The organism is Enterobacter sp. BNK-29 (genome assembly GCF_048684785.1).
GTDB lineage: Bacteria > Pseudomonadota > Gammaproteobacteria > Enterobacterales > Enterobacteriaceae > Enterobacter > Enterobacter cloacae_M.
In genome coordinates this window covers 3,804,360-3,821,839 of sequence record NZ_JBLQTU010000001.1, presented here as the reverse complement: position 1 = coordinate 3,821,839, position 17,480 = coordinate 3,804,360, and the positions used below count along the sequence as shown (strand labels likewise).

The window sequence follows — 17,480 nt, the reverse complement described above, 5'->3', positions numbered from 1 at the left end:
CACCGGGAAACCGTTATGACTGACGACGTTATTGGGGCAGGAACCCACCAGCAGCTGATTACCTTACTCACCGAGCAGGGCGCTCGGTTTCGCGTCATGGAGCACGAGGCGGTCGGGAAATGCGAAGCGGTAAGTGAAATTCGCGGGACCGATCTGCGGCAAGGCGCCAAAGCCCTGGTCTGCAAGGTGAAGGGAAACGGCGTAAAAAAGCATGTTCTGGCGATTCTGGCCGCCGATCTGCAGGCTGACCTGAGCCAGCTTGCCAGCCATTTTGGCGGGCTAAAGGCCTCCCTCGCCAGCCCGGCCGAGGTCGATACCCTGACCGCCTGCGTTTTCGGCGCGATCCCGCCCTTTAGCTTCCATCCTGATCTGGCACTGGTTGCCGACCCGCTGCTGTTCGAGCGCTTTGACGAAATCGCGTTTAACGCCGGTTTACTGGAGAAATCCGTGATAATGGATACCCAGGATTATCTGCGCATCGCCCGTCCTGAGCTGGTGACCTTCCACAAAGCGTAACCGCTATGGCTGGCGACCCTGTCAGCCTTTTCTTTCCAGAAACAGCACGGAGGCGACGAGAATAACGGCAATAGCGAAAAACGATGAGGAGATAATCAGCGTTTCAACAAACATGTGATCGTTCATGATGGCGACCCCTTTTGCGATATCTGCCTCCGTTTTAATCCGTGTAAATGACAAGGTTATGACAACAATAAAATCTTTTTAAAACTGTCCTGCGTCGCGTTTGCGCGTACTGTAAGCAGGTTAATTATTTTGGCAAGGATTCCCTATGTTTGACCCTACTCTGCTCATTCTTCTGGCACTCGCCGCGCTCGGCTTTGTCAGCCATAACACCACCGTCGCCATCTCGATTCTGGTGCTGATTATTGTTCGCGTGACCCCGTTAAATACCTTCTTCCCGTGGATAGAAAAACAAGGCCTCACCATCGGGATCATCATTTTAACCATCGGGGTAATGGCGCCCATCGCCAGCGGCACGCTTCCCGCCTCAACCCTGCTGCACTCGTTTGTAAACTGGAAGTCGCTGGTGGCGATCGCGGTGGGAATTTTTGTTTCGTGGCTGGGCGGGCGCGGCGTTACGCTGATGAGCAGCCAGCCCTCGCTGGTGGCGGGTCTGCTGGTGGGCACCGTGCTGGGCGTAGCGCTCTTTCGCGGCGTTCCGGTGGGGCCGCTGATTGCGGCAGGCCTTGTCTCTCTGTTTATTGGGAAGTCGTAGTCAGGCTGGCCATATAACGCGCCGGCGTCTGGCCCAGTCCCTTCCTGAACATGGTGATAAACGCGGTGGTAGAGTCATAGCCCAGTGACTGTGCCACCTGCTGTACCGATTTCCCACCGATCAAATGCTGTAAGGCCACGATCAGCTGCAGCTGGTGGCGCCAGCGGCGAAAGCTCAAACCGGTCTCTTTCACCACCAGCCGCGCCAGGCTGCGTTCGCTCATGGCAAAGTGGCTCGCCCACTGCGTCAGCGTCTGCCAGGCAGCGGGCTCTTCCGCCATTTTCTCGCTCATCAGCCGAATTTTAGGATGGGGCGAGACGGGCAGCTGCAGATGCTCCTGACGCTGGAGCGGCAGCTCGTCAAACAGAACGTCCACCAGGCGCGACGTGGTCGTAAGAGAGAGTTGTTCACGCGATTTTTCCGCCAGGGATAAAATCAGTTCCCGCACCAGAGGGGAGATTTTCAGGGTGCAGCAGCGGTCGGGCAAGCTTGCCGCCCCCGGTTCAATGAACAAAAAGCAGAGCTGCGCCCCCGGGGTAGCCCTGTTGCTGTGCGGCATTTGGCCGGGGATCCAGACGGCGTACTGGGGCGGAACCATCAGCATGGCATTTTCCACTTCGCAGGTGATCGCGCCGCCGAGGGCGAGAATCAGCTGCCCCTTACGGTGATGATGTCGGGGAATATACTGCTCCTCCGCCACCACGCGGATGCGAAATGCGACGGCCGCATCGTGCTGGCTATCGGGATCGTAGCCGTCCAGTCCCAGACCAATCATTAGTTTGTCCGATTTTAGCGATAAACTGTCATTTTAGCCTGATTTCAACCGCCGGGAAAATCGGTATTGTGTGCGCTCGCTTGAACGTATGAGAACATAATGACTACTGCTATTCGCACCTATGGAAAACACGGCGCGCTGTTGATTGCAGGCATCCTGATGATTGCCACTACGCTTCGCGTCACCTTTACCGGCGCAGCCCCGCTGCTCGACACTATTCGTCTTGATTATGGCTTAAGCACGGCGCAAACCGGTCTGCTGACCACCCTGCCCCTGCTGGCTTTCGCCCTTGTCTCGCCGCTCGCCGCAGGCGTAGCCCGACGTATCGGCATGGAGCGCAGCCTGTTTGTCGCCCTGCTGCTGATTTGCGCCGGAATTGCGGTTCGCTCGCTGCCTTCCGCCGCGCTGCTGTTCATCGGAACCGCGGTTATCGGCTGCGGGATTGCGCTCGGGAACGTGCTGTTACCCGGATTAATTAAGCGTGACTTCCCGGGTCAGGTAGCTCGACTCACCGGGGCCTATTCCCTGACGATGGGCGTCTCGGCGGCGCTTGGCTCAGCGATGATTGTTCCCCTGGCGCAGGGTAGCGCAGGCTGGCATGGCGCGCTGCTGATGCTGATGGCGTTTCCGCTGGTCGCGCTGCTGCTCTGGCTGCCGCAGTGGCGTCAGAAACACGTTGCGACGGTAACGGGCGCTGGCGCGCTGCATAATCGCGCCATCTGGCGCTCGGCCCTCGCCTGGCAGGTCACGCTCTTTTTGGGGATTAACTCGCTGATTTACTACGTCATCATCGGCTGGCTGCCGGCGATATTGCTCAGCCACGGCTACAGCGAAGCGCAGGCCGGCTCGGTGCACGGACTGTTGCAGCTGGCCACGGCCGTGCCGGGGCTTGCCGTTCCGCTGATCCTCCACCGTCTGAAAGACCAGCGGGGGATCGCCGGCGCGGTGGCGCTGATGTGCGCGGTAAGCGCGGCGGGGCTATGGTTTATGCCTGACATGGCGGTGATGTGGACGCTGGTGTTTGGCTTTGGCTCTGGAGCAACGATGATCCTCGGCCTGACGTTCATCGGTCTGCGCGCCAGCTCCGCGCACCAGGCTGCGGCGCTGTCCGGCATGGCGCAGTCGATTGGCTATCTGCTCGCCGCCTGCGGCCCTCCGCTGATGGGGAAAATTCACGATAGCGCGGGAGACTGGCAAATCCCGCTTCTGGGCTGCGCCCTGGCCGCCGTGATAATGGCGCTCTGCGGCGTGCTTGCCGGGCGAGACCGCGAGATCGCGCCCCGTTAGAGACTGTGGCAGACCATCGGGTCTGCCTTTTCCTACCCGCGCGCCGCGCGCAGCATCGCCTGCACCAGCACGACCGGTCGACCTTCCAGCGCGGCACGCTCATGCTGGAATAAGGTGATCACGAAGAACGGATGCGTAACCAGTTCTGCGGCGCGAATTTCCCCCTGTTCGTCCCAGCCCGTAACATGCATATCACCGCTTTCCAGCGCCTGGGAAAACGCCGGCGACACGCCATAGTTACAGTGATAACCCTCTTCTATTTCCGGCTTGCCGTACGCTTTCGCGATCAGCGTATTTTTGCGCAGCTCAATCGCATCGGTTTTTTCCACCAGCGAGCAGGTCAGCGGCGCAATCACCATGGTGCCTTCGGTATCCGTCTCGGCATGTGCCGCATCGGCCCAGCCCAACACATTGCGGGCATACTCAATCAGCGCGTGCTGGAATCCGCCGCAGGTGCCAAGGAATGGAATGCCGTTTTCACGCGCATAGCGCGCGGCGATAAAGGCCGCCTCGGTGTTTTTATAGGGGCTGGCGGGAACCAGCCAGATGGCATCGTAGCCCACCAGATCTTCAGTGCTTGTCAGCTCAGTGGTGGCAAGCCAGTCGTAATCGGCGGTGAGGTCAAGGACTGCGGCGGCGTCGTCAATCGCTAGCGGGATCGCCTGATGCGCAATAACACTGGGATTGTAATCGCCAACCAGCGCAATACGCAGCGTCGTTTTAACCGGGAGGTGTTCCATGAAAGGTTCCTTATGCCAGAGTATTATCAGATAACATAAGGAACCTCAGACTACCGATCTTCTGCAATTATCACAATACCTTAAATTGGGAGGGTGGAATTATGATTCAATGCAAACGCGTATACGAGCAGGCTGGTCCGGACGACGGCTATCGGGTGCTGGTGGACAAACTGTGGCCGCGCGGGGTTAAAAAAACGGACCTCGCGTATGATGAATGGTGTAAAGCGCTCACGCCTTCAAATGAATTACGCAAGGCCTTTCACAGCGAAACCATTGATTTCGCCGCCTTCAGTAAAGCCTATAGGGAAGAGCTGGCGCAGCATGCTGACGAGGGAATGCGTCTGGCGACGCTGGCGAACAGGCAGACCGTCACCCTGCTCTACGCTGCCAAAGACACGAAGCAAAATCACGCCCTGGTATTAGCCGACTGGCTGCGCCATCTCTGATCAGCCGATCGCCAGCTCATCGAGAATTTGCGGCGCTTCATCGGGAGTGAGCGGCATCAGATGTTCGGCGCGGACAAAGGCAAAGCCGTGCTGATTGTCAAAGGCGTAAACATCGCCAGTCACCAGCCAAAGGGCGCGATCGGCGGTAGCGGGTAATTGCGTCATCACGCCGTTGACCGGGTTAACGAAACGCAGGCCGGGCTGACACAGGCCAAACAGCTCAACAGATTTACCAATATTGCGACGGCCTGACGCCGTGCGGGCACCGATGATCATCGCCATGCTGCCCGGTTTAAGCTGAAACATACTTCTCTCACGGTAACGGTAGCCAGGAAATGGCTAAGAATAATCCTAAAGAGAAGTGTATCGCAGGCAATATACGTCTGTCACCTGGCGGGTTGCGGACGATCGCGACGGTAGAGCGTCCATTCATCAATCACTTCGCCGCCCGGTAGTTTGCACTCCGTGCGTACGCCCTGCGGGCTTTGAACCGGGATCTGTTCCCCGCCTTTCTCCAGGCAGTACACGGAGGCCGGGTTCGCCATACCGATAGCGTGAGGCGGTTTCGGCGCATCGGGTGGGGTTGTTTTCGCGGTGCAGGCAGCCAGGGGAAGCGCCAGCGCCAGAAGCAGAAATCTCATCTCATTGATCCTTGTGACATCATGACAGTCTAAGGGTAACGGGTCATCGCCGCTTTCTCCATGATTTCTCCATTTTAACTGCACTTTTCAACACTATAGTGTGGCATGTTCTCGATATGACCAGAGAACATCATTCCGTAATCAAGATGTCTTTGCCCCGGTCTCAACAACGGGGCCTTTTTTCTCTGCTGCTGCCCTCTCCCTGCATATATTAAATTTTTTATATTCATGTTTTACTATGCCTGAAGTCTAAAAACTCAGCATAACATGCAGATGCAGACGTCTTCTGCCTGGGAGTCATTCTACGTCATGTCGGATATTATCCTTGCCCGTGTTTCAGAAACCCTCGCCACTGAACAATCCCTTGAAGGTCTCGTTCGCCAGCTGCTGGAGATGCTGGAGATCGTGACTGACATGGAGTCGACTTACCTCACCAAGGTAGATATCGAAGCCCGACTGCAGCATATCCTCTACGCCCGCAACAGCAAGCAGATGACAATCCCTGAGGGGCTGAGCGTACCGTGGGATGAAACACTGTGTAAGCGCGCGCTGGATAGCGACACCGTATTCAGCAACGACGTTCCCGAACGCTGGCCGGAGTGCGAGGCAGCGAAAGCGCTCGGCATTACGACCTACATGAGTATTCCTGTCCATCTTGCGGATGGTTCACTCTACGGAACGCTTTGTGCCACCAGCACCGCCAGAAAGCCGCTTAGCGAGCGTGGTGAACAGGTTCTGAAGTTATTCGCCGGGCTGATTGCCCAGTCCATTCAGAAAGAGTCGCTGGTAACCCAGCTTCGCGAAGCCAATGCGGCCCTCATCGCGCACTCTTACACGGATGCCCTTACCGGTTTACCCAACCGTCGCGCCATTTTTGAAGATCTGACCACGCTGTTTTCCCTGGCGCGGCACCTTAAGCGTAATACCGTCATCGCGTTCATCGATCTGGATGATTTCAAGCTGATTAACGATCGCTACGGCCACGAGGCTGGCGACCAGTTCCTGATTGAAGTGGGCAAGCGTCTGACGGAAGAAAAACAGCAGGACGATATCATTGGCCGGTTGGGCGGCGATGAGTTTCTGGTCGCGTCATTGAGCACATCCCACAGCGAAGGAGATAACGCGCAGGTCACGCTGCTCAAAACGCGCCTCAGCGCCTGTATTGCCGGTGAATACTGGCTGGGTAGCGTCAACCTCATTTACCCCGGCGCCAGCGTCGGCGTTATCGAAGTGGACCCTCGGGTAACCGATCCGGACAGCGCATTACGCGACGCGGATGTCGCGATGTATCAGGATAAGAAAGGAAAAAGCAAAACACGCTTTCTCACTATGGATTAACCCCGTACACTCTACGGCGTTACAAGAACCGAAACAGGTGATGATATGAGAATAGGGATCCTCTTCCCGGTCGTTATTTTTATAACGGCGGTGATTTTTTTAGCATGGTTTTTTGTCGGTGGTTACGCGGCGCCTGGGGCATAAATGAGAAAAACGACCCTCATTATGCTGATCGTTGCCATCGCGGCGTTTGCCGGCGCGCAGCTTGGCTGGTGGTAAACCCCCCACGTAAAAAAGGCCGCCATCTGGCAGCCTTTTTTAACGCTTTTAAGCCTTAGCTTTTGATTTTTCTGTAGATAAACAGAACAACCAGCGCACCGATGACCGCGACGGCAAAGCTGCCGAAGTTAAAGCCATCGACTTTGCCAAAACCGAACAGCGTACTGATCCAGCCGCCGACTACCGCGCCGATAATACCCAGTATTACGGTGACGATAAAACCACCGCCATCTTTGCCCGGCATAATCCACTTCGCCAGAATACCCGCAATAAGCCCAAAGATAATCCAGGATAAAATTCCCATAACTTTCCTCTCTGTATGGTTTTTGTCATTAAATCAACGACACAAAAAAGAATAGCACAGGATTTCAGAAAGGAAATTTGTGATAGGCATCACAATGAGAGAGTGCGCAATTATTCACCAACAAAAAGAGCCTGCCGCATAAACTGTGGGGTTGCATCTTTTGTTGAGAAAGATTATCTTTCTCAACACTGAATAGTTGAGCGTAACACTCAGGTATTCAGTACGACATTGCTCACATTGCTTCCAGTATTTTTTGCCCACTCCTGAGTGGGCTTTTTTTGTGTTCATACCCCAACAAACGCGTACCGGTTACGTCCTGCGCGTTTTGCCTGGTAGAGCGCCTGGTCAGCGGCAATAATGATATTCTGCTGGCTGCCCGCGATGTCGACCGCACGCGCGGTGGAAATCCCGACGCTTACCGTCACCCGTCCGAAGGGGCTAAAAGCATGCGCGATTTGCAGGGAAAACACGTTGCGAATGATCGTCTGCGCCAGTCGAAGCGCCTCCTGGATATCCGTATCAGGTAATATCAGCGCAAACTCCTCTCCGCCGTAGCGCGCCACAATCTGATTATCATGGGTAAGGCTCTCCCTGAGACTGTTTCCCAGCAGCGCCAGACACCGGTCCCCTTCCGGATGGCCGTAGTTATCGTTGTATTTTTTGAAGTAGTCCACGTCCACAATCAGTATCGAAATCGCTGCGTCATGTGCGGCACACGTCGCGATTTCAGAGAGGATTCTTTCATCAAAGATGCGACGATTGTACAGCCCGGTCAACGCATCCTCGGAAGCGATAATCTTCAGCGCCTTATTATCTCTGGTTTTTCTGGATAAGTCGGAATACAGGAAGTATGACGCGACGATAAGTATCGCAGTGAAAACGAAAATGAGTAGCGCCAGCTGAATGGCCTGCTTGCGCCACGGTGCGAGGGCTTCATCAATGCTGACGGCCACGGTGGTCACCAGCCCGTAGCGTCGGTTTTTTTCATAGGCGTAAATGCGTTCGATTTTATCAAACCGCGAAACGGAACTGGCTATACCAGTATTTTGTACCTTTAGGTATTTCCTGAAGAGGGGTGAATCAGAAAAAATCGTGCCGACGTAGGTATTTTTAAAGGGGTGACGGACCAGCAGCACGCCGGATTGCGTCGTTAAGCCAATGACGCCCAGGTGACCAATATTAATCTGCCCGTAAAGCGCGAGGAAATTCTCGATACCCAGCGTCACCACCACGACACCGTTAAATGCCCCGGTGTGGGTTTCAAGGCGACGACTAATGGTAATGACCCATTTGCCATTGGTTCTGCTTACCACGGGCTCACCAATAAAAATCTGCTGATTTTTATTTTCCTTGTGATAGATAAAAAATGACCTGTCCGATCCTTTGCGTGGGCCTGTAAAAGTTTCGTGCAACGCGGTAAAGATATCGCCCTGAGCGTCGTAAACAACCACATTATTAATCTGGGTAAGAAGATTATCCTGATCATTTATCATCCGCTGAATATTGGTCGCCTGTTGCGGCGTCATGCCATAAATTTCGATTATGTCGGAAACGGTAGTAATTAACATTTCGCTTTGGCGCATGATCCCCTCGGTGTAGACATCAAGGGTATGGCTCAGGTTAGCAACGCTGGTATTAATTTGCTGAATTGACTGCTGTCTGGACGTGGCAATTTGGACGGCAAGCGACAGCGAGATGATCAATGAGACAATGATGACGGTAATGGTTGTTGTGTAAAAAGTATTTTTCACATGCACGAGCTTTTCCACCTTATCACGCCTGACATCCCTGGCTGACAACTCTTGTCACTGTAACAAAGCTCGGGATAAGAGGAAAATGAATTGCACTTAAGCATACAACAGAAGCTCGTCTTTATTTCGTTTTACAAACTAACGGTCTCCCTGGGTTTAGATAAAATGACTTTAATAAAATCGATATAGGAGACGGGCTTACCAAAATAATATCCCTGTAACAGAGTTATCTCATTACGGTTGAGATACTCCAGTTGCTCTTTTGTTTCTACGCCTTCAGCAACAATGCGCAATGAGAGTTTTTTCGCCAGGTCAATGACGCAGTCCAGCAGGATCGTTGAGTCCTTTTCCTCTGAAACCCGGTTCACAAAGCTTTTATCAATTTTAATATAATCAATGGCCAGCGCATTAAGGCATGACAGCCCGGAATAACCCGTACCAAAATCATCCAGGGCAATAACAAAGCCGGCGTTATGCAGCATGTTGAGGTTTTCCACGAGGTGGGGATTATCGATCAGCGGTTCACGCTCGGTCACCTCGAGAACCAGTTTGACCTCTTTACCCTGAAACCCCTTCCCGAAGACGCGGCAGTCACCGATAAATGAAGGCGCATTAATATGTCTGGCGCTGATGTTCACCCCGATATGAAACCCGTCCGGTAGCTTAGGCAAAAGCGGCTTAAGCTGGGTAACCACTTTTGCCATTAACCCTTTGGTCAGCGGTATAATCAACCCGCTACGTTCGGCAATCGGAATAAAGACATCCGGCGGGATAAAGCCTGACTTTGGATGCTTCCATCTTGCCAGGACCTCAACGCCGTATAACCCGCCGGTATCGCCGTTCACGATCGGCTGGTAATAAGGCACGATCTCCCCCTGCAAAATGGCCTTACGTAAGTCGTCTTCAAACGAGGTACTTTTCCCCTTGTATCGGCGGATCAAAATACCCACCGCCACCGATAGCGCAAGAATAAGCAGTATCAGGCTCCATCCCTGTTGCAAAAGCCGCGTCAGGCTGAAAAAGGCAGGAGGTTGCCAGGCGAGGCTAAAGGGAAATTGCGTTGATGCCGTAAGCGCCCCCGTCCAGGAAGCCGCTTTCCAGCCCCTCACGGCACCGTTGCGAACAAGCATGCTTTCGCCGACAACAAGCCCCAGATCCATGCTGTTCGATGCGCTTGCAATGACGTCCTGCAAATGCGCGTCACTGATGCTGACGATGACGCGCCCTCCCGCGATGGGCATCTGAAAGACAAGCACCGGAATGCCGTTCACCAGTCGACTGCCCGGTAACAGAATCAATTTTTCGGCAGGTAACGTCTCAGGATGAATAATCAACACGCCATTCCCGGGAAGGGAAGTACAGATGATTTTACCCTGCTGCTCGATCATGATGGCGCGCAGATGCGGTTTTAGCGCTGCCTCTGTCCCCAGCGCCAGCTGTCCGCTACTGGTACACCCTTCGGCCGCAACGCGCTTCGCCGTGCTGGCCGCACTGACTGCTTCAGCCAGAATGTTTTCTATTTTTTGGGTGCTGGCCGTGGCGGTATGACTATTACTCAGCTTCGCCATCTGCCATAGCTGCCAGTTAATAATCAAAATGCCGCTCAGAAAAAGAAACAGAGCGCTAAGAATAGGGATCATCACGTTGCGCACGATGTTTTCCTTAATAGAAAAATCAAGCATGGATGTTCTGGTTGAAGAGCCTGTGCTAACCCGGTATTGCTTATAACAATGAAAATAGCTTAGCTGAGAATTGTCTTAAAAAACTGATACTTTCGTATGAGTTCACCTGCCGGCATTTACTCACATGACGTGACTATCAGGCTTGTTCCTTGCCCTGGCTGTGTTAAGATTTGTGAAATCAGGGAGCGGACTGGATAACTGGAAAATGAAAAAGCTCATTGCCGTTGCTATTGCTTCAACGCTTCTGGTCTTCCTGTCTCTTTATGCGGTCAATGCTGTAATCATCGGTCAGCAGAAGAGCAAACAGCGTGAAATATCCCGTACCCTTTTACATTATTCAGAAGACGTGTCCCAAAGCGTGGCGCTGGGTCTCAAAAGCATCACGACGCAGGGATGTGATAAAACCAGCCTCGATCGCTACAGACAAATTAAGCTTAATAATCTTTATTTTGCCGATATCGGCTTTATTGAGAAGGGAAAAATTGTCTGTACCGCTTTTTGGGGGAAACTCGCGACGCCCGTTGCACTTCCTGCAGAACTGCATAAAACGCCGAGGGGCTTTCTCCTGGCCCAGTTTTCGAGAAAAGACTTTTTCACGGGCAATGCGGCAATTTATAATAATATTATTATCTTCACCTCCCGCTATGCTTACGATAAATTCACCCCGGTCACCGCAAGCTATTCGCTCAGTGCTACCACCAAAGACTTCGGCAGAGTCTTTTTTTCGGCCGCCACGGAGCTAAATCAGCAGAGCTGGCTGCATTCGACGTTGTTTACCCTGACTCTGACACAGTGCAGCGCCTTCTGGGACCTGTGCGTCATCGTGAAGCATCACGACGCCGGGCTGGCCTCGCTACCTCCGTTTATCTTTGCGCTTCTCGCGGTCATACTTTGTTTTATCTGGATCGCGATAACGTTATTTATCTTCCGTATCTATGAAGACCGTTTTTCTCTGGAACGTACGCTGATAAAAGCCGTCATCACGAATACCATCAGCGTTAACTATCAGCCCATTATTCGCATTCACGATCAAAAAATCGTGGGCGTCGAAGTTCTGTCGAGATGGCGCGATCAAAAGCACGGGGACGTCTCTCCGGAGCTGTTTATCCCATTAATTAAGAAGATCGGTCTGTATAAAAAATATTACAGTAATATTATCGAAAAATCCCTTTCCGAAATTGCCCCACTGGCGATAAAACACCAGCTGATAGTCTCAATAAACGTTGGGCACAAGGAAATTGAAGATGGACAGTTCATTACTATTTTGCGCCGCGCGTGTTTTGCCAACCACCTTCCCCTTTCGCTGATGAAGGTCGAACTCTCTGAGAAAGCCGTTTCCACGGCAGATATCCTCGAGGGATTCTGTCAGGAGCTGAAATCGCTCGGCGTTAAAATATCAATAGATGATTTTGGCGTGCAGAACTCGAACCTCGCCCGCCTTTCGCTGCTTGAATATGATGAAATCAAAATCGATAAGTCGCTGGTGGACGGCATCAGCGAGCATTATAAGCAAAACATCTTTGTAATCTTCAGCGATGCCCTTGCAAGATTGAATAAAACGCTTGTTTTCGAGGGCGTGGAAAATGAAATTCAATATCGGTTTATTGCAAGCAGATATCCTGATGCGTTGATTCAGGGATGGTATTTTTCAAAAGCACTCACCCGAAGCGAGCTGGCGAAGCGACTCACCGGGGTCGCACCGTAATCCGAAGCCTTGCGCGTCCGTTTTTTTCCAGTCGGGCATTTCTATTTTTTACGCAAAAACATATAGTCGTCACATTCAGACGGTAGATTACCCTGAAGCACACTCATATTTTGGTTAAAAACGTGAAATTATCCTTACTATTACCAGTGGTACTCTTTTGTCTGACCGTTATTTTCGCGCTGTTTATAGACGCCCCCGCGTCGCATATTCTGCGGAAAAAATGCATGTGGTCCGATAGCGTGATGCTGAGCTGTATCGCCAAGCATCAGCATAACGGCTTTTGAAGCAGACTATTCATTTCCCCACTGATTGAGGAAGTTCGCAATATCATCGATGCGACCCGCACGGATCCCGGCCTCAGTGGCCATCTCCTGCTGGGCTTCCTCGCTAATCTCCTCATTATTCGATAAACGGGTGAGCAGCAGCTGGAAATAATGTGCCAGCGCGTCGCGCTCTGACTCAGCGACCTGCTCAGCGGCTTCCGTCGCGTACTCATCGGCAATGTCATAATATTTCAGTGGGATATCGTTGTTCATATCTGTCTCGTCGCTAATCTTTACGGGTAAAGCCATCAGTATATCGGACGCCTAATCTCAACCAAAGCATTGCTTCAGATGATTAACGCAAGCAGCGCTGCGAGAGCGGGCGCGGCCTGTACATACAAAATTTTTCGGCTGGCGGTGGCTGCGCCAAAGAGCCCGGCGATCAGCACGCAGGTCAGGAAGAAGATGGCCACCTGAATACCCTTTTCGCCGAGCCAGAGGCTCCAGAGCAGACCGGCAGCCAGAAAACCGTTATACAGCCCCTGATTCGCGGCCAGAACGCGGGTGTCGCGCGCAAAATCAGGACGCAGATTAAAGGCCTTGTGCCCTGTTTTCGTATCCCACAGGAACATTTCCAGCACAAGAATGTAAAGATGGATGAATGCAACGACAGCGATAAGGACGGTGGCTAACATCGTGTTGTCTCCCGCAGGCAGAGGCAAAAAAAACGGGAACCCTCAGGCCCCCGCTCTTGTTTAACCCAGAATCTGGATTACATGTTCGCGATAATCGCGTCGCCAAACTCTGAGCATTTCAGCAGCTTAGCGCCTTCCATCAGACGTTCGAAGTCATAGGTTACGGTTTTCGCGTTGATCGCGCCTTCCATACCTTTAACGATCAGGTCTGCGGCTTCGAACCATTCCATATGACGCAGCATCATCTCTGCGGACAGGATGATAGAGCCTGGGTTCACTTTGTCCTGGCCCGCGTATTTAGGTGCAGTACCGTGGGTCGCTTCGAACAGGGCGCACTCGTCACCGATGTTCGCGCCAGGGGCGATACCGATACCGCCAACCTGTGCTGCCAGGGCGTCAGAGATGTAGTCACCGTTCAGGTTCATACAGGCAATTACGTCATATTCTGCAGGACGCAGCAGGATCTGCTGCAGGAACGCATCGGCGATCACATCTTTAATGATGATCTCTTTGCCGGTGTTCGGGTTCTTAATCTTCTGCCATGGGCCACCGTCGATCAGCTCACCGCCGAACTCTTCTTTCGCCAACTGGTAGCCCCAGTCTTTGAACGCGCCTTCGGTGAACTTCATGATGTTGCCTTTGTGAACCAGAGTCACAGAGTCACGGTCGTTGGTGATCGCGTATTCGATGGCCGCACGCACGAGACGTTTAGTACCGTCTTCAGAGCATGGCTTGATGCCGATACCGCAATGCTCAGGGAAGCGAATCTTCTTCACGCCCATCTCTTCGCGCAGGAATTTAATCACTTTTTCTGCGTCAGCAGAGTCCGCTTTCCATTCGATACCCGCGTAGATGTCTTCTGAGTTTTCGCGGAAGATAACCATATCGGTCAGTTCAGGGTGCTTAACCGGGCTTGGGGTGCCCTGATAGTAACGAACCGGACGCAGACACACGTACAGGTCCAGCTCCTGACGCAGTGCCACGTTCAGGGAACGGATACCGCCGCCAACTGGCGTCGTCAGTGGGCCTTTAATAGCAACGCGGTAGTCGCGGATCAGGTCCAGCGTTTCTGCTGGCAGCCAGACGTCCTGGCCATAAACTTGAGTAGATTTCTCACCGGTGTAAATTTCCATCCAGGAAATTTTACGCTCGCCTTTGTAGGCTTTCTCAACAGCGGCATCAACCACTTTCAGCATCGCCGGGGTAACGTCTACACCGATACCGTCACCTTCGATGAACGGGATAATCGGATTGTGAGGAACGTTAATCTTGCCGTTTTGCAGGGTGATCTTTTTACCTTCCGCCGGAACAACTACTTTGCTTTCCATTAACCTCTCCTTCGAGCGCTTCTGGTTGTTACTGATCTTATGTTAATAAATTGTAATGAGCCCTTCGATAGTACCTGATTGTCCTGCGCCATGAAAGGTCTTCGTTATTAGGCTATAATGCGGCAATTGATAACGCCTGAAAATACCATGAAGAAAACTTCTTTTACAAAACACCGGGTTGAGCGATTCAGCTCGCGACAAGCCGCCAGAAGACCGCAGGAAACCCAGCCGAAGCGGGTTATTTTGTTCAATAAACCCTACGATGTTTTGCCGCAGTTCACCGACGAGGCCGGGCGCAGCACGCTGAAGGACTACATCCCCGTTCAGGGCGTCTACGCCGCCGGGCGCCTGGACCGCGACAGCGAAGGCCTTCTGGTCTTAACCAACGACGGCGCGTTGCAGGCGAAGCTCACGCAGCCGGGCAAACGCACCGGCAAAATTTACTTCGTCCAGGTGGAAGGCGAGCCGGATGACGCGACGCTGGCAGCGCTACGCAGCGGCGTGACGTTGAACGACGGCCCAACCCTGCCGGCGGGTATTGAACGCGTGAATGAACCGGAGTGGCTTTGGCCGCGCAACCCGCCGATTCGTGAACGCAAATCCATTCCAACAAGCTGGCTCAAAATAACCCTTTATGAAGGCCGCAACCGCCAGGTTCGGCGCATGACCGCACACGTCGGCTTCCCTACCCTGCGTCTGATTCGCTACGCCATGGGCAGCTACACCCTGGAAACGCTGGCAAACGGCGAATGGCGCGACGTTACCCCTTAAGGAGTCACTATGTTTAAACCTCATGTCACGGTTGCCTGCGTGGTCCACGCCCGGGGTAAATTCCTTGTTGTCGAAGAGAGCATTAACGGCAAAGCGCTGTGGAACCAGCCTGCCGGACACCTTGAAGCCAATGAGACCCTACTGCAGGCAGCAAAACGCGAGCTATGGGAAGAGACCGGCATTCGCGCTGAGCCTCAGCACTTCATCCGTATGCATCAGTGGATTGCACCTGACCATACGCCCTTCTTGCGCTTTTTATTCGCCGTTGAGCTTAGCGAAACGTGCGCCACAGAGCCGCAGGATGACGATATCGACCGCTGTCTGTGGGTCACGGCCGACGAGATCCTGAACGCGCCAAACCTGCGCTCGCCGCTGGTTGCGGAAAGCATTCGCTGCTGGCAGTCAGGCGCACGCCTGCCGCTGGATATTATCGGCGCATTTAACTGGCCGTTTACAGAGGGTGCCAATGGTGGGGGGGCGTGATAGAATACGCCGCCTTGAAGTTCAATGTCGTGAGTATTCCATGTCAGATAACAGCCAGAAAAAAGTGATCGTCGGCATGTCCGGCGGTGTCGATTCCTCCGTTTCCGCCTACCTGTTACAGCAACAGGGCTATAAGGTGGAGGGCCTGTTCATGAAGAACTGGGAGGAAGATGATGGCGAGGAATACTGCACCGCCGCAGCGGATCTCGCCGACGCGCAGGCCGTATGCGATAAGCTCGGCATTGAGCTGCACACCGTTAACTTTGCCGCAGAATACTGGGATAACGTTTTTGAACTGTTCCTCGAAGAGTACAAAGCGGGCCGCACGCCGAACCCGGATATTCTGTGCAACAAAGAGATCAAATTTAAGGCCTTCCTGGAATTCGCCGCAGAAGATTTGGGCGCAGACTATATTGCGACCGGTCACTACGTGCGCCGTGCAGACGTGAATGGCAAAAGCCAGCTGCTGCGCGGTCTGGACGGCAACAAAGATCAAAGCTATTTCCTCTATACGCTGAGCCACGAGCAAATCGCCCAGAGCCTGTTCCCGGTCGGCGAGCTGGAAAAGCCGCAGGTGCGTAAAATCGCCGAAGAGCTGGATCTGATCACCGCGAAGAAAAAAGACTCTACCGGCATCTGCTTCATCGGCGAGCGCAAATTCCGCGATTTCCTGGGACGTTACCTGCCTGCACAGCCGGGTAAAATTGTCACCGTCGACGGGGAAGAGATTGGCCAGCATCAGGGGCTGATGTACCACACGCTCGGCCAGCGTAAAGGTCTGGGTATTGGCGGGACCAAAGAAGGTAGCGAAGATCCATGGTATGTTGTCGACAAAGACGTCGAAAACAATATTCTGGTTGTTGCCCAGGGACACGATCATCCGCGTCTGATGTCCGTTGGCCTTATCGCGCAGCAGCTGCACTGGGTCGATCGTGAGCCGCTGAAAGGCACGCTGCGCTGCACGGTGAAAACACGCTACCGTCAGACCGATATTCCATGCACCATTACCGCGCTTGATGACGATCGCATTGACGTGCGTTTCGACGAGCCGGTCGCCGCCGTCACCCCGGGTCAGTCTGCTGTCTTCTACAGCGGTGAGATCTGCCTGGGCGGCGGGATCATTGAACAGCGCCTGCCGCTGCCTGCTGTTTAATACGATTCACACATAAAGGAGACCGTGTGGCGAAGAACTACTATGACATCACCCTGGCGCTGGCGGGAATTTGCCAGTCAGCCCGTCTGGTGCAACAGCTGGCGCATCAGGGTCATTGCGACGCTGACGCCCTGCACGTTTCGCTGAACAGCGTTATCGATCTCAACCCCGGCTCGACCCTGGGCGTGTTCGGCGGCAGTGAAACCAATCTTCGTCTCGGTCTTGAAACTCTGCTGGGCGTGCTTAACGCCAGCAGCCGTCAGGGATTAAACGCGGAGCTGACCCGCTACACGTTGAGCCTGATGGTGCTGGAACGTAAGCTGAACGCCGCAAAAGGCGCAATGAATACGCTGGGCGATCGCATTGCCGGGCTGCAGCGTCAGCTCGACCATTTTGACCTGCAGTCGGAAACGCTGCTGAGCGCTATGGCCGGCATTTATGTTGACGTCATCAGCCCGCTGGGCCCGCGTATTCAGGTCACCGGATCCCCTGCCGTGCTGCAAAGTCCGCAGGTACAGGCAAAAGTGCGCGCGTCCCTGCTGGCAGGGATCCGCGCCGCCGTGCTGTGGCACCAGGTGGGCGGTGGCCGCCTGCAGTTAATGTTTTCTCGTAATCGCCTGACCACTCAGGCAAAACAAATTCTTGCTCATTGTTAACCTCCCGGA

22 protein-coding genes are annotated in these 17,480 nt (G+C 53.6%); 11 read left to right on the top strand and 11 right to left on the bottom strand.

Annotation, left to right across the window (positions count from 1 at the left end; translation table 11 throughout):
* Window positions 1–15 precede the first annotated feature (15 nt).
* Complete coding sequence (locus ACMGGX_RS18265; protein ID WP_047651996.1) at window positions 16–516, top strand: YbaK/prolyl-tRNA synthetase associated domain-containing protein; 501 nt, start codon at window positions 16–18, stop codon at window positions 514–516.
* A 21-nt stretch (window positions 517–537) separates the two neighbouring features.
* On the opposite strand, the gene yoaI is transcribed toward ACMGGX_RS18265, so the two are convergent.
* Entirely contained in the window at window positions 538–642 is a 105-nt protein-coding gene (yoaI, locus tag ACMGGX_RS18260; protein WP_010430055.1) for a small membrane protein YoaI, read from the bottom strand.
* A gap of 145 nt (window positions 643–787) precedes the next feature.
* Here yoaI and ACMGGX_RS18255 point away from each other — a divergent pair, with 145 nt between their 5' ends.
* A complete protein-coding gene (locus tag ACMGGX_RS18255; protein ID WP_024908579.1) occupies window positions 788–1,234 on the top strand; it encodes a DUF441 domain-containing protein in 447 nt (148 codons plus the stop codon).
* Here ACMGGX_RS18255 and ACMGGX_RS18250 read toward each other — a convergent pair.
* Complete coding sequence (locus ACMGGX_RS18250; RefSeq protein WP_348560948.1) at window positions 1,218–2,009, bottom strand: helix-turn-helix transcriptional regulator; 792 nt, start codon at window positions 2,007–2,009, stop codon at window positions 1,218–1,220. The genes ACMGGX_RS18255 and ACMGGX_RS18250 overlap by 17 nt on opposite strands.
* 99 nt (window positions 2,010–2,108) lie before the next feature.
* Here ACMGGX_RS18250 and ACMGGX_RS18245 point away from each other — a divergent pair, with 99 nt between their 5' ends.
* Window positions 2,109–3,296 (top strand): CynX/NimT family MFS transporter, encoded by a 1,188-nt coding sequence (locus tag ACMGGX_RS18245; RefSeq protein WP_420298693.1) that lies wholly within the window; start codon window positions 2,109–2,111, stop codon window positions 3,294–3,296.
* A 32-nt stretch (window positions 3,297–3,328) separates the two neighbouring features.
* Here the strand turns inward: ACMGGX_RS18245 and ACMGGX_RS18240 are convergent, their stop codons facing one another.
* Window positions 3,329–4,036, bottom strand: coding sequence for a CTP synthase (locus ACMGGX_RS18240; protein ID WP_181594878.1), 708 nt, complete (start codon window positions 4,034–4,036; stop codon window positions 3,329–3,331).
* 101 nt (window positions 4,037–4,137) lie between these two features.
* Here ACMGGX_RS18240 and ACMGGX_RS18235 point away from each other — a divergent pair, with 101 nt between their 5' ends.
* Window positions 4,138–4,482 (top strand): DUF488 domain-containing protein, encoded by a 345-nt coding sequence (locus ACMGGX_RS18235; protein WP_023311248.1) that lies wholly within the window; start codon window positions 4,138–4,140, stop codon window positions 4,480–4,482.
* Here the strand turns inward: ACMGGX_RS18235 and ACMGGX_RS18230 are convergent, their stop codons facing one another.
* Both ACMGGX_RS18230 and ACMGGX_RS18225 read right to left on the bottom strand, forming a co-directional pair.
* Window positions 4,483–4,788 (bottom strand): periplasmic protein, encoded by a 306-nt coding sequence (locus ACMGGX_RS18230; RefSeq protein WP_039262013.1) that lies wholly within the window; start codon window positions 4,786–4,788, stop codon window positions 4,483–4,485.
* An 80-nt stretch (window positions 4,789–4,868) separates the two neighbouring features.
* Window positions 4,869–5,123, bottom strand: a complete 255-nt coding sequence (locus ACMGGX_RS18225; protein ID WP_039262011.1) for a DUF333 domain-containing protein — start codon at window positions 5,121–5,123, stop codon at window positions 4,869–4,871.
* Window positions 5,124–5,432: 309 nt separating this feature from the next.
* Between ACMGGX_RS18225 and ACMGGX_RS18220 the strand changes: the two genes are divergently transcribed.
* Window positions 5,433–6,461 carry a sensor domain-containing diguanylate cyclase gene (locus ACMGGX_RS18220; protein ID WP_032658325.1) on the top strand — a complete coding sequence of 343 codons (1,029 nt, stop codon included), beginning with the start codon at window positions 5,433–5,435 and terminating at the stop codon, window positions 6,459–6,461.
* Between the two features lie 45 nt (window positions 6,462–6,506).
* Window positions 6,507–6,605 carry a YoaK family small membrane protein gene (locus ACMGGX_RS18215; protein ID WP_029739841.1) on the top strand — a complete coding sequence of 33 codons (99 nt, stop codon included), beginning with the start codon at window positions 6,507–6,509 and terminating at the stop codon, window positions 6,603–6,605.
* A gap of 130 nt (window positions 6,606–6,735) precedes the next feature.
* Here the strand turns inward: ACMGGX_RS18215 and ACMGGX_RS18210 are convergent, their stop codons facing one another.
* The 3 genes from ACMGGX_RS18210 to ACMGGX_RS18200 all read right to left on the bottom strand — a co-directional run bounded on the left by ACMGGX_RS18210 (window position 6,736) and on the right by ACMGGX_RS18200 (window position 10,417).
* Window positions 6,736–6,984 (bottom strand): GlsB/YeaQ/YmgE family stress response membrane protein, encoded by a 249-nt coding sequence (locus tag ACMGGX_RS18210; RefSeq protein WP_006174788.1) that lies wholly within the window; start codon window positions 6,982–6,984, stop codon window positions 6,736–6,738.
* A 284-nt stretch (window positions 6,985–7,268) separates the two neighbouring features.
* The gene (locus ACMGGX_RS18205; protein ID WP_407065665.1) at window positions 7,269–8,753 is read right to left on the bottom strand and encodes a sensor domain-containing diguanylate cyclase; all 1,485 of its coding nucleotides are present in this window, start codon (window positions 8,751–8,753) and stop codon (window positions 7,269–7,271) included.
* Window positions 8,754–8,866: 113 nt separating this feature from the next.
* A complete protein-coding gene (locus ACMGGX_RS18200; RefSeq protein WP_420298692.1) occupies window positions 8,867–10,417 on the bottom strand; it encodes an EAL domain-containing protein in 1,551 nt (516 codons plus the stop codon).
* Between the two features lie 205 nt (window positions 10,418–10,622).
* Here ACMGGX_RS18200 and ACMGGX_RS18195 point away from each other — a divergent pair, with 205 nt between their 5' ends.
* Window positions 10,623–12,122, top strand: coding sequence for an EAL domain-containing protein (locus ACMGGX_RS18195; protein WP_420298691.1), 1,500 nt, complete (start codon window positions 10,623–10,625; stop codon window positions 12,120–12,122).
* Between the two features lie 290 nt (window positions 12,123–12,412).
* On the opposite strand, the gene ACMGGX_RS18190 is transcribed toward ACMGGX_RS18195, so the two are convergent.
* From ACMGGX_RS18190 to icd, 3 genes are all read right to left on the bottom strand, one after another.
* A complete protein-coding gene (locus ACMGGX_RS18190; RefSeq protein ID WP_063440335.1) occupies window positions 12,413–12,658 on the bottom strand; it encodes a DUF2543 family protein in 246 nt (81 codons plus the stop codon).
* A 74-nt stretch (window positions 12,659–12,732) separates the two neighbouring features.
* Entirely contained in the window at window positions 12,733–13,080 is a 348-nt protein-coding gene (locus ACMGGX_RS18185) for a DUF1304 domain-containing protein (RefSeq protein ID WP_348560944.1), read from the bottom strand.
* A gap of 77 nt (window positions 13,081–13,157) precedes the next feature.
* Window positions 13,158–14,408, bottom strand: a complete 1,251-nt coding sequence (icd, locus tag ACMGGX_RS18180; protein ID WP_032657958.1) for an NADP-dependent isocitrate dehydrogenase — start codon at window positions 14,406–14,408, stop codon at window positions 13,158–13,160.
* Window positions 14,409–14,525: 117 nt separating this feature from the next.
* On the opposite strand from icd, the gene rluE reads away from it, so the two are divergent.
* The 4 genes from rluE to hflD are packed head-to-tail and all read left to right on the top strand — an operon-like array spanning window position 14,526 to window position 17,471.
* Window positions 14,526–15,179 carry a 23S rRNA pseudouridine(2457) synthase RluE gene (gene rluE, locus ACMGGX_RS18175; RefSeq protein WP_023311239.1) on the top strand — a complete coding sequence of 218 codons (654 nt, stop codon included), beginning with the start codon at window positions 14,526–14,528 and terminating at the stop codon, window positions 15,177–15,179.
* Window positions 15,180–15,188: 9 nt separating this feature from the next.
* On the top strand, window positions 15,189–15,662 hold the full coding sequence (locus tag ACMGGX_RS18170; protein ID WP_181594873.1) for an NUDIX hydrolase: 474 nt from the start codon (window positions 15,189–15,191) through the stop codon (window positions 15,660–15,662).
* 40 nt (window positions 15,663–15,702) lie between these two features.
* Complete coding sequence (gene mnmA / locus ACMGGX_RS18165) at window positions 15,703–16,815, top strand: tRNA 2-thiouridine(34) synthase MnmA (protein ID WP_032657963.1); 1,113 nt, start codon at window positions 15,703–15,705, stop codon at window positions 16,813–16,815.
* A gap of 26 nt (window positions 16,816–16,841) precedes the next feature.
* The gene (gene hflD / locus ACMGGX_RS18160; RefSeq protein ID WP_023311236.1) at window positions 16,842–17,471 is read left to right on the top strand and encodes a high frequency lysogenization protein HflD; all 630 of its coding nucleotides are present in this window, start codon (window positions 16,842–16,844) and stop codon (window positions 17,469–17,471) included.
* Window positions 17,472–17,480 lie beyond the last annotated feature (9 nt).

Coding starts and splice junctions, on each gene's coding strand:
- ACMGGX_RS18265 (WP_047651996.1), top strand. CDS start 16: ATGACTGACGACGTTATTGGGGCAGGAACCCACCAGCAGCTGATTACC.
- yoaI (WP_010430055.1), bottom strand. CDS start 642: ATGAACGATCACATGTTTGTTGAAACGCTGATTATCTCCTCATCGTTT.
- ACMGGX_RS18255 (WP_024908579.1), top strand. CDS start 788: ATGTTTGACCCTACTCTGCTCATTCTTCTGGCACTCGCCGCGCTCGGC.
- ACMGGX_RS18250 (WP_348560948.1), bottom strand. CDS start 2,009: ATGATTGGTCTGGGACTGGACGGCTACGATCCCGATAGCCAGCACGAT.
- ACMGGX_RS18245 (WP_420298693.1), top strand. CDS start 2,109: ATGACTACTGCTATTCGCACCTATGGAAAACACGGCGCGCTGTTGATT.
- ACMGGX_RS18240 (WP_181594878.1), bottom strand. CDS start 4,036: ATGGAACACCTCCCGGTTAAAACGACGCTGCGTATTGCGCTGGTTGGC.
- ACMGGX_RS18235 (WP_023311248.1), top strand. CDS start 4,138: ATGATTCAATGCAAACGCGTATACGAGCAGGCTGGTCCGGACGACGGC.
- ACMGGX_RS18230 (WP_039262013.1), bottom strand. CDS start 4,788: ATGTTTCAGCTTAAACCGGGCAGCATGGCGATGATCATCGGTGCCCGC.
- ACMGGX_RS18225 (WP_039262011.1), bottom strand. CDS start 5,123: ATGAGATTTCTGCTTCTGGCGCTGGCGCTTCCCCTGGCTGCCTGCACC.
- ACMGGX_RS18220 (WP_032658325.1), top strand. CDS start 5,433: ATGTCGGATATTATCCTTGCCCGTGTTTCAGAAACCCTCGCCACTGAA.
- ACMGGX_RS18215 (WP_029739841.1), top strand. CDS start 6,507: ATGAGAATAGGGATCCTCTTCCCGGTCGTTATTTTTATAACGGCGGTG.
- ACMGGX_RS18210 (WP_006174788.1), bottom strand. CDS start 6,984: ATGGGAATTTTATCCTGGATTATCTTTGGGCTTATTGCGGGTATTCTG.
- ACMGGX_RS18200 (WP_420298692.1), bottom strand. CDS start 10,417: ATGCTTGATTTTTCTATTAAGGAAAACATCGTGCGCAACGTGATGATC.
- ACMGGX_RS18195 (WP_420298691.1), top strand. CDS start 10,623: ATGAAAAAGCTCATTGCCGTTGCTATTGCTTCAACGCTTCTGGTCTTC.
- ACMGGX_RS18190 (WP_063440335.1), bottom strand. CDS start 12,658: ATGAACAACGATATCCCACTGAAATATTATGACATTGCCGATGAGTAC.
- ACMGGX_RS18185 (WP_348560944.1), bottom strand. CDS start 13,080: ATGTTAGCCACCGTCCTTATCGCTGTCGTTGCATTCATCCATCTTTAC.
- icd (WP_032657958.1), bottom strand. CDS start 14,408: ATGGAAAGCAAAGTAGTTGTTCCGGCGGAAGGTAAAAAGATCACCCTG.
- rluE (WP_023311239.1), top strand. CDS start 14,526: ATGCGGCAATTGATAACGCCTGAAAATACCATGAAGAAAACTTCTTTT.
- ACMGGX_RS18170 (WP_181594873.1), top strand. CDS start 15,189: ATGTTTAAACCTCATGTCACGGTTGCCTGCGTGGTCCACGCCCGGGGT.
- mnmA (WP_032657963.1), top strand. CDS start 15,703: ATGTCAGATAACAGCCAGAAAAAAGTGATCGTCGGCATGTCCGGCGGT.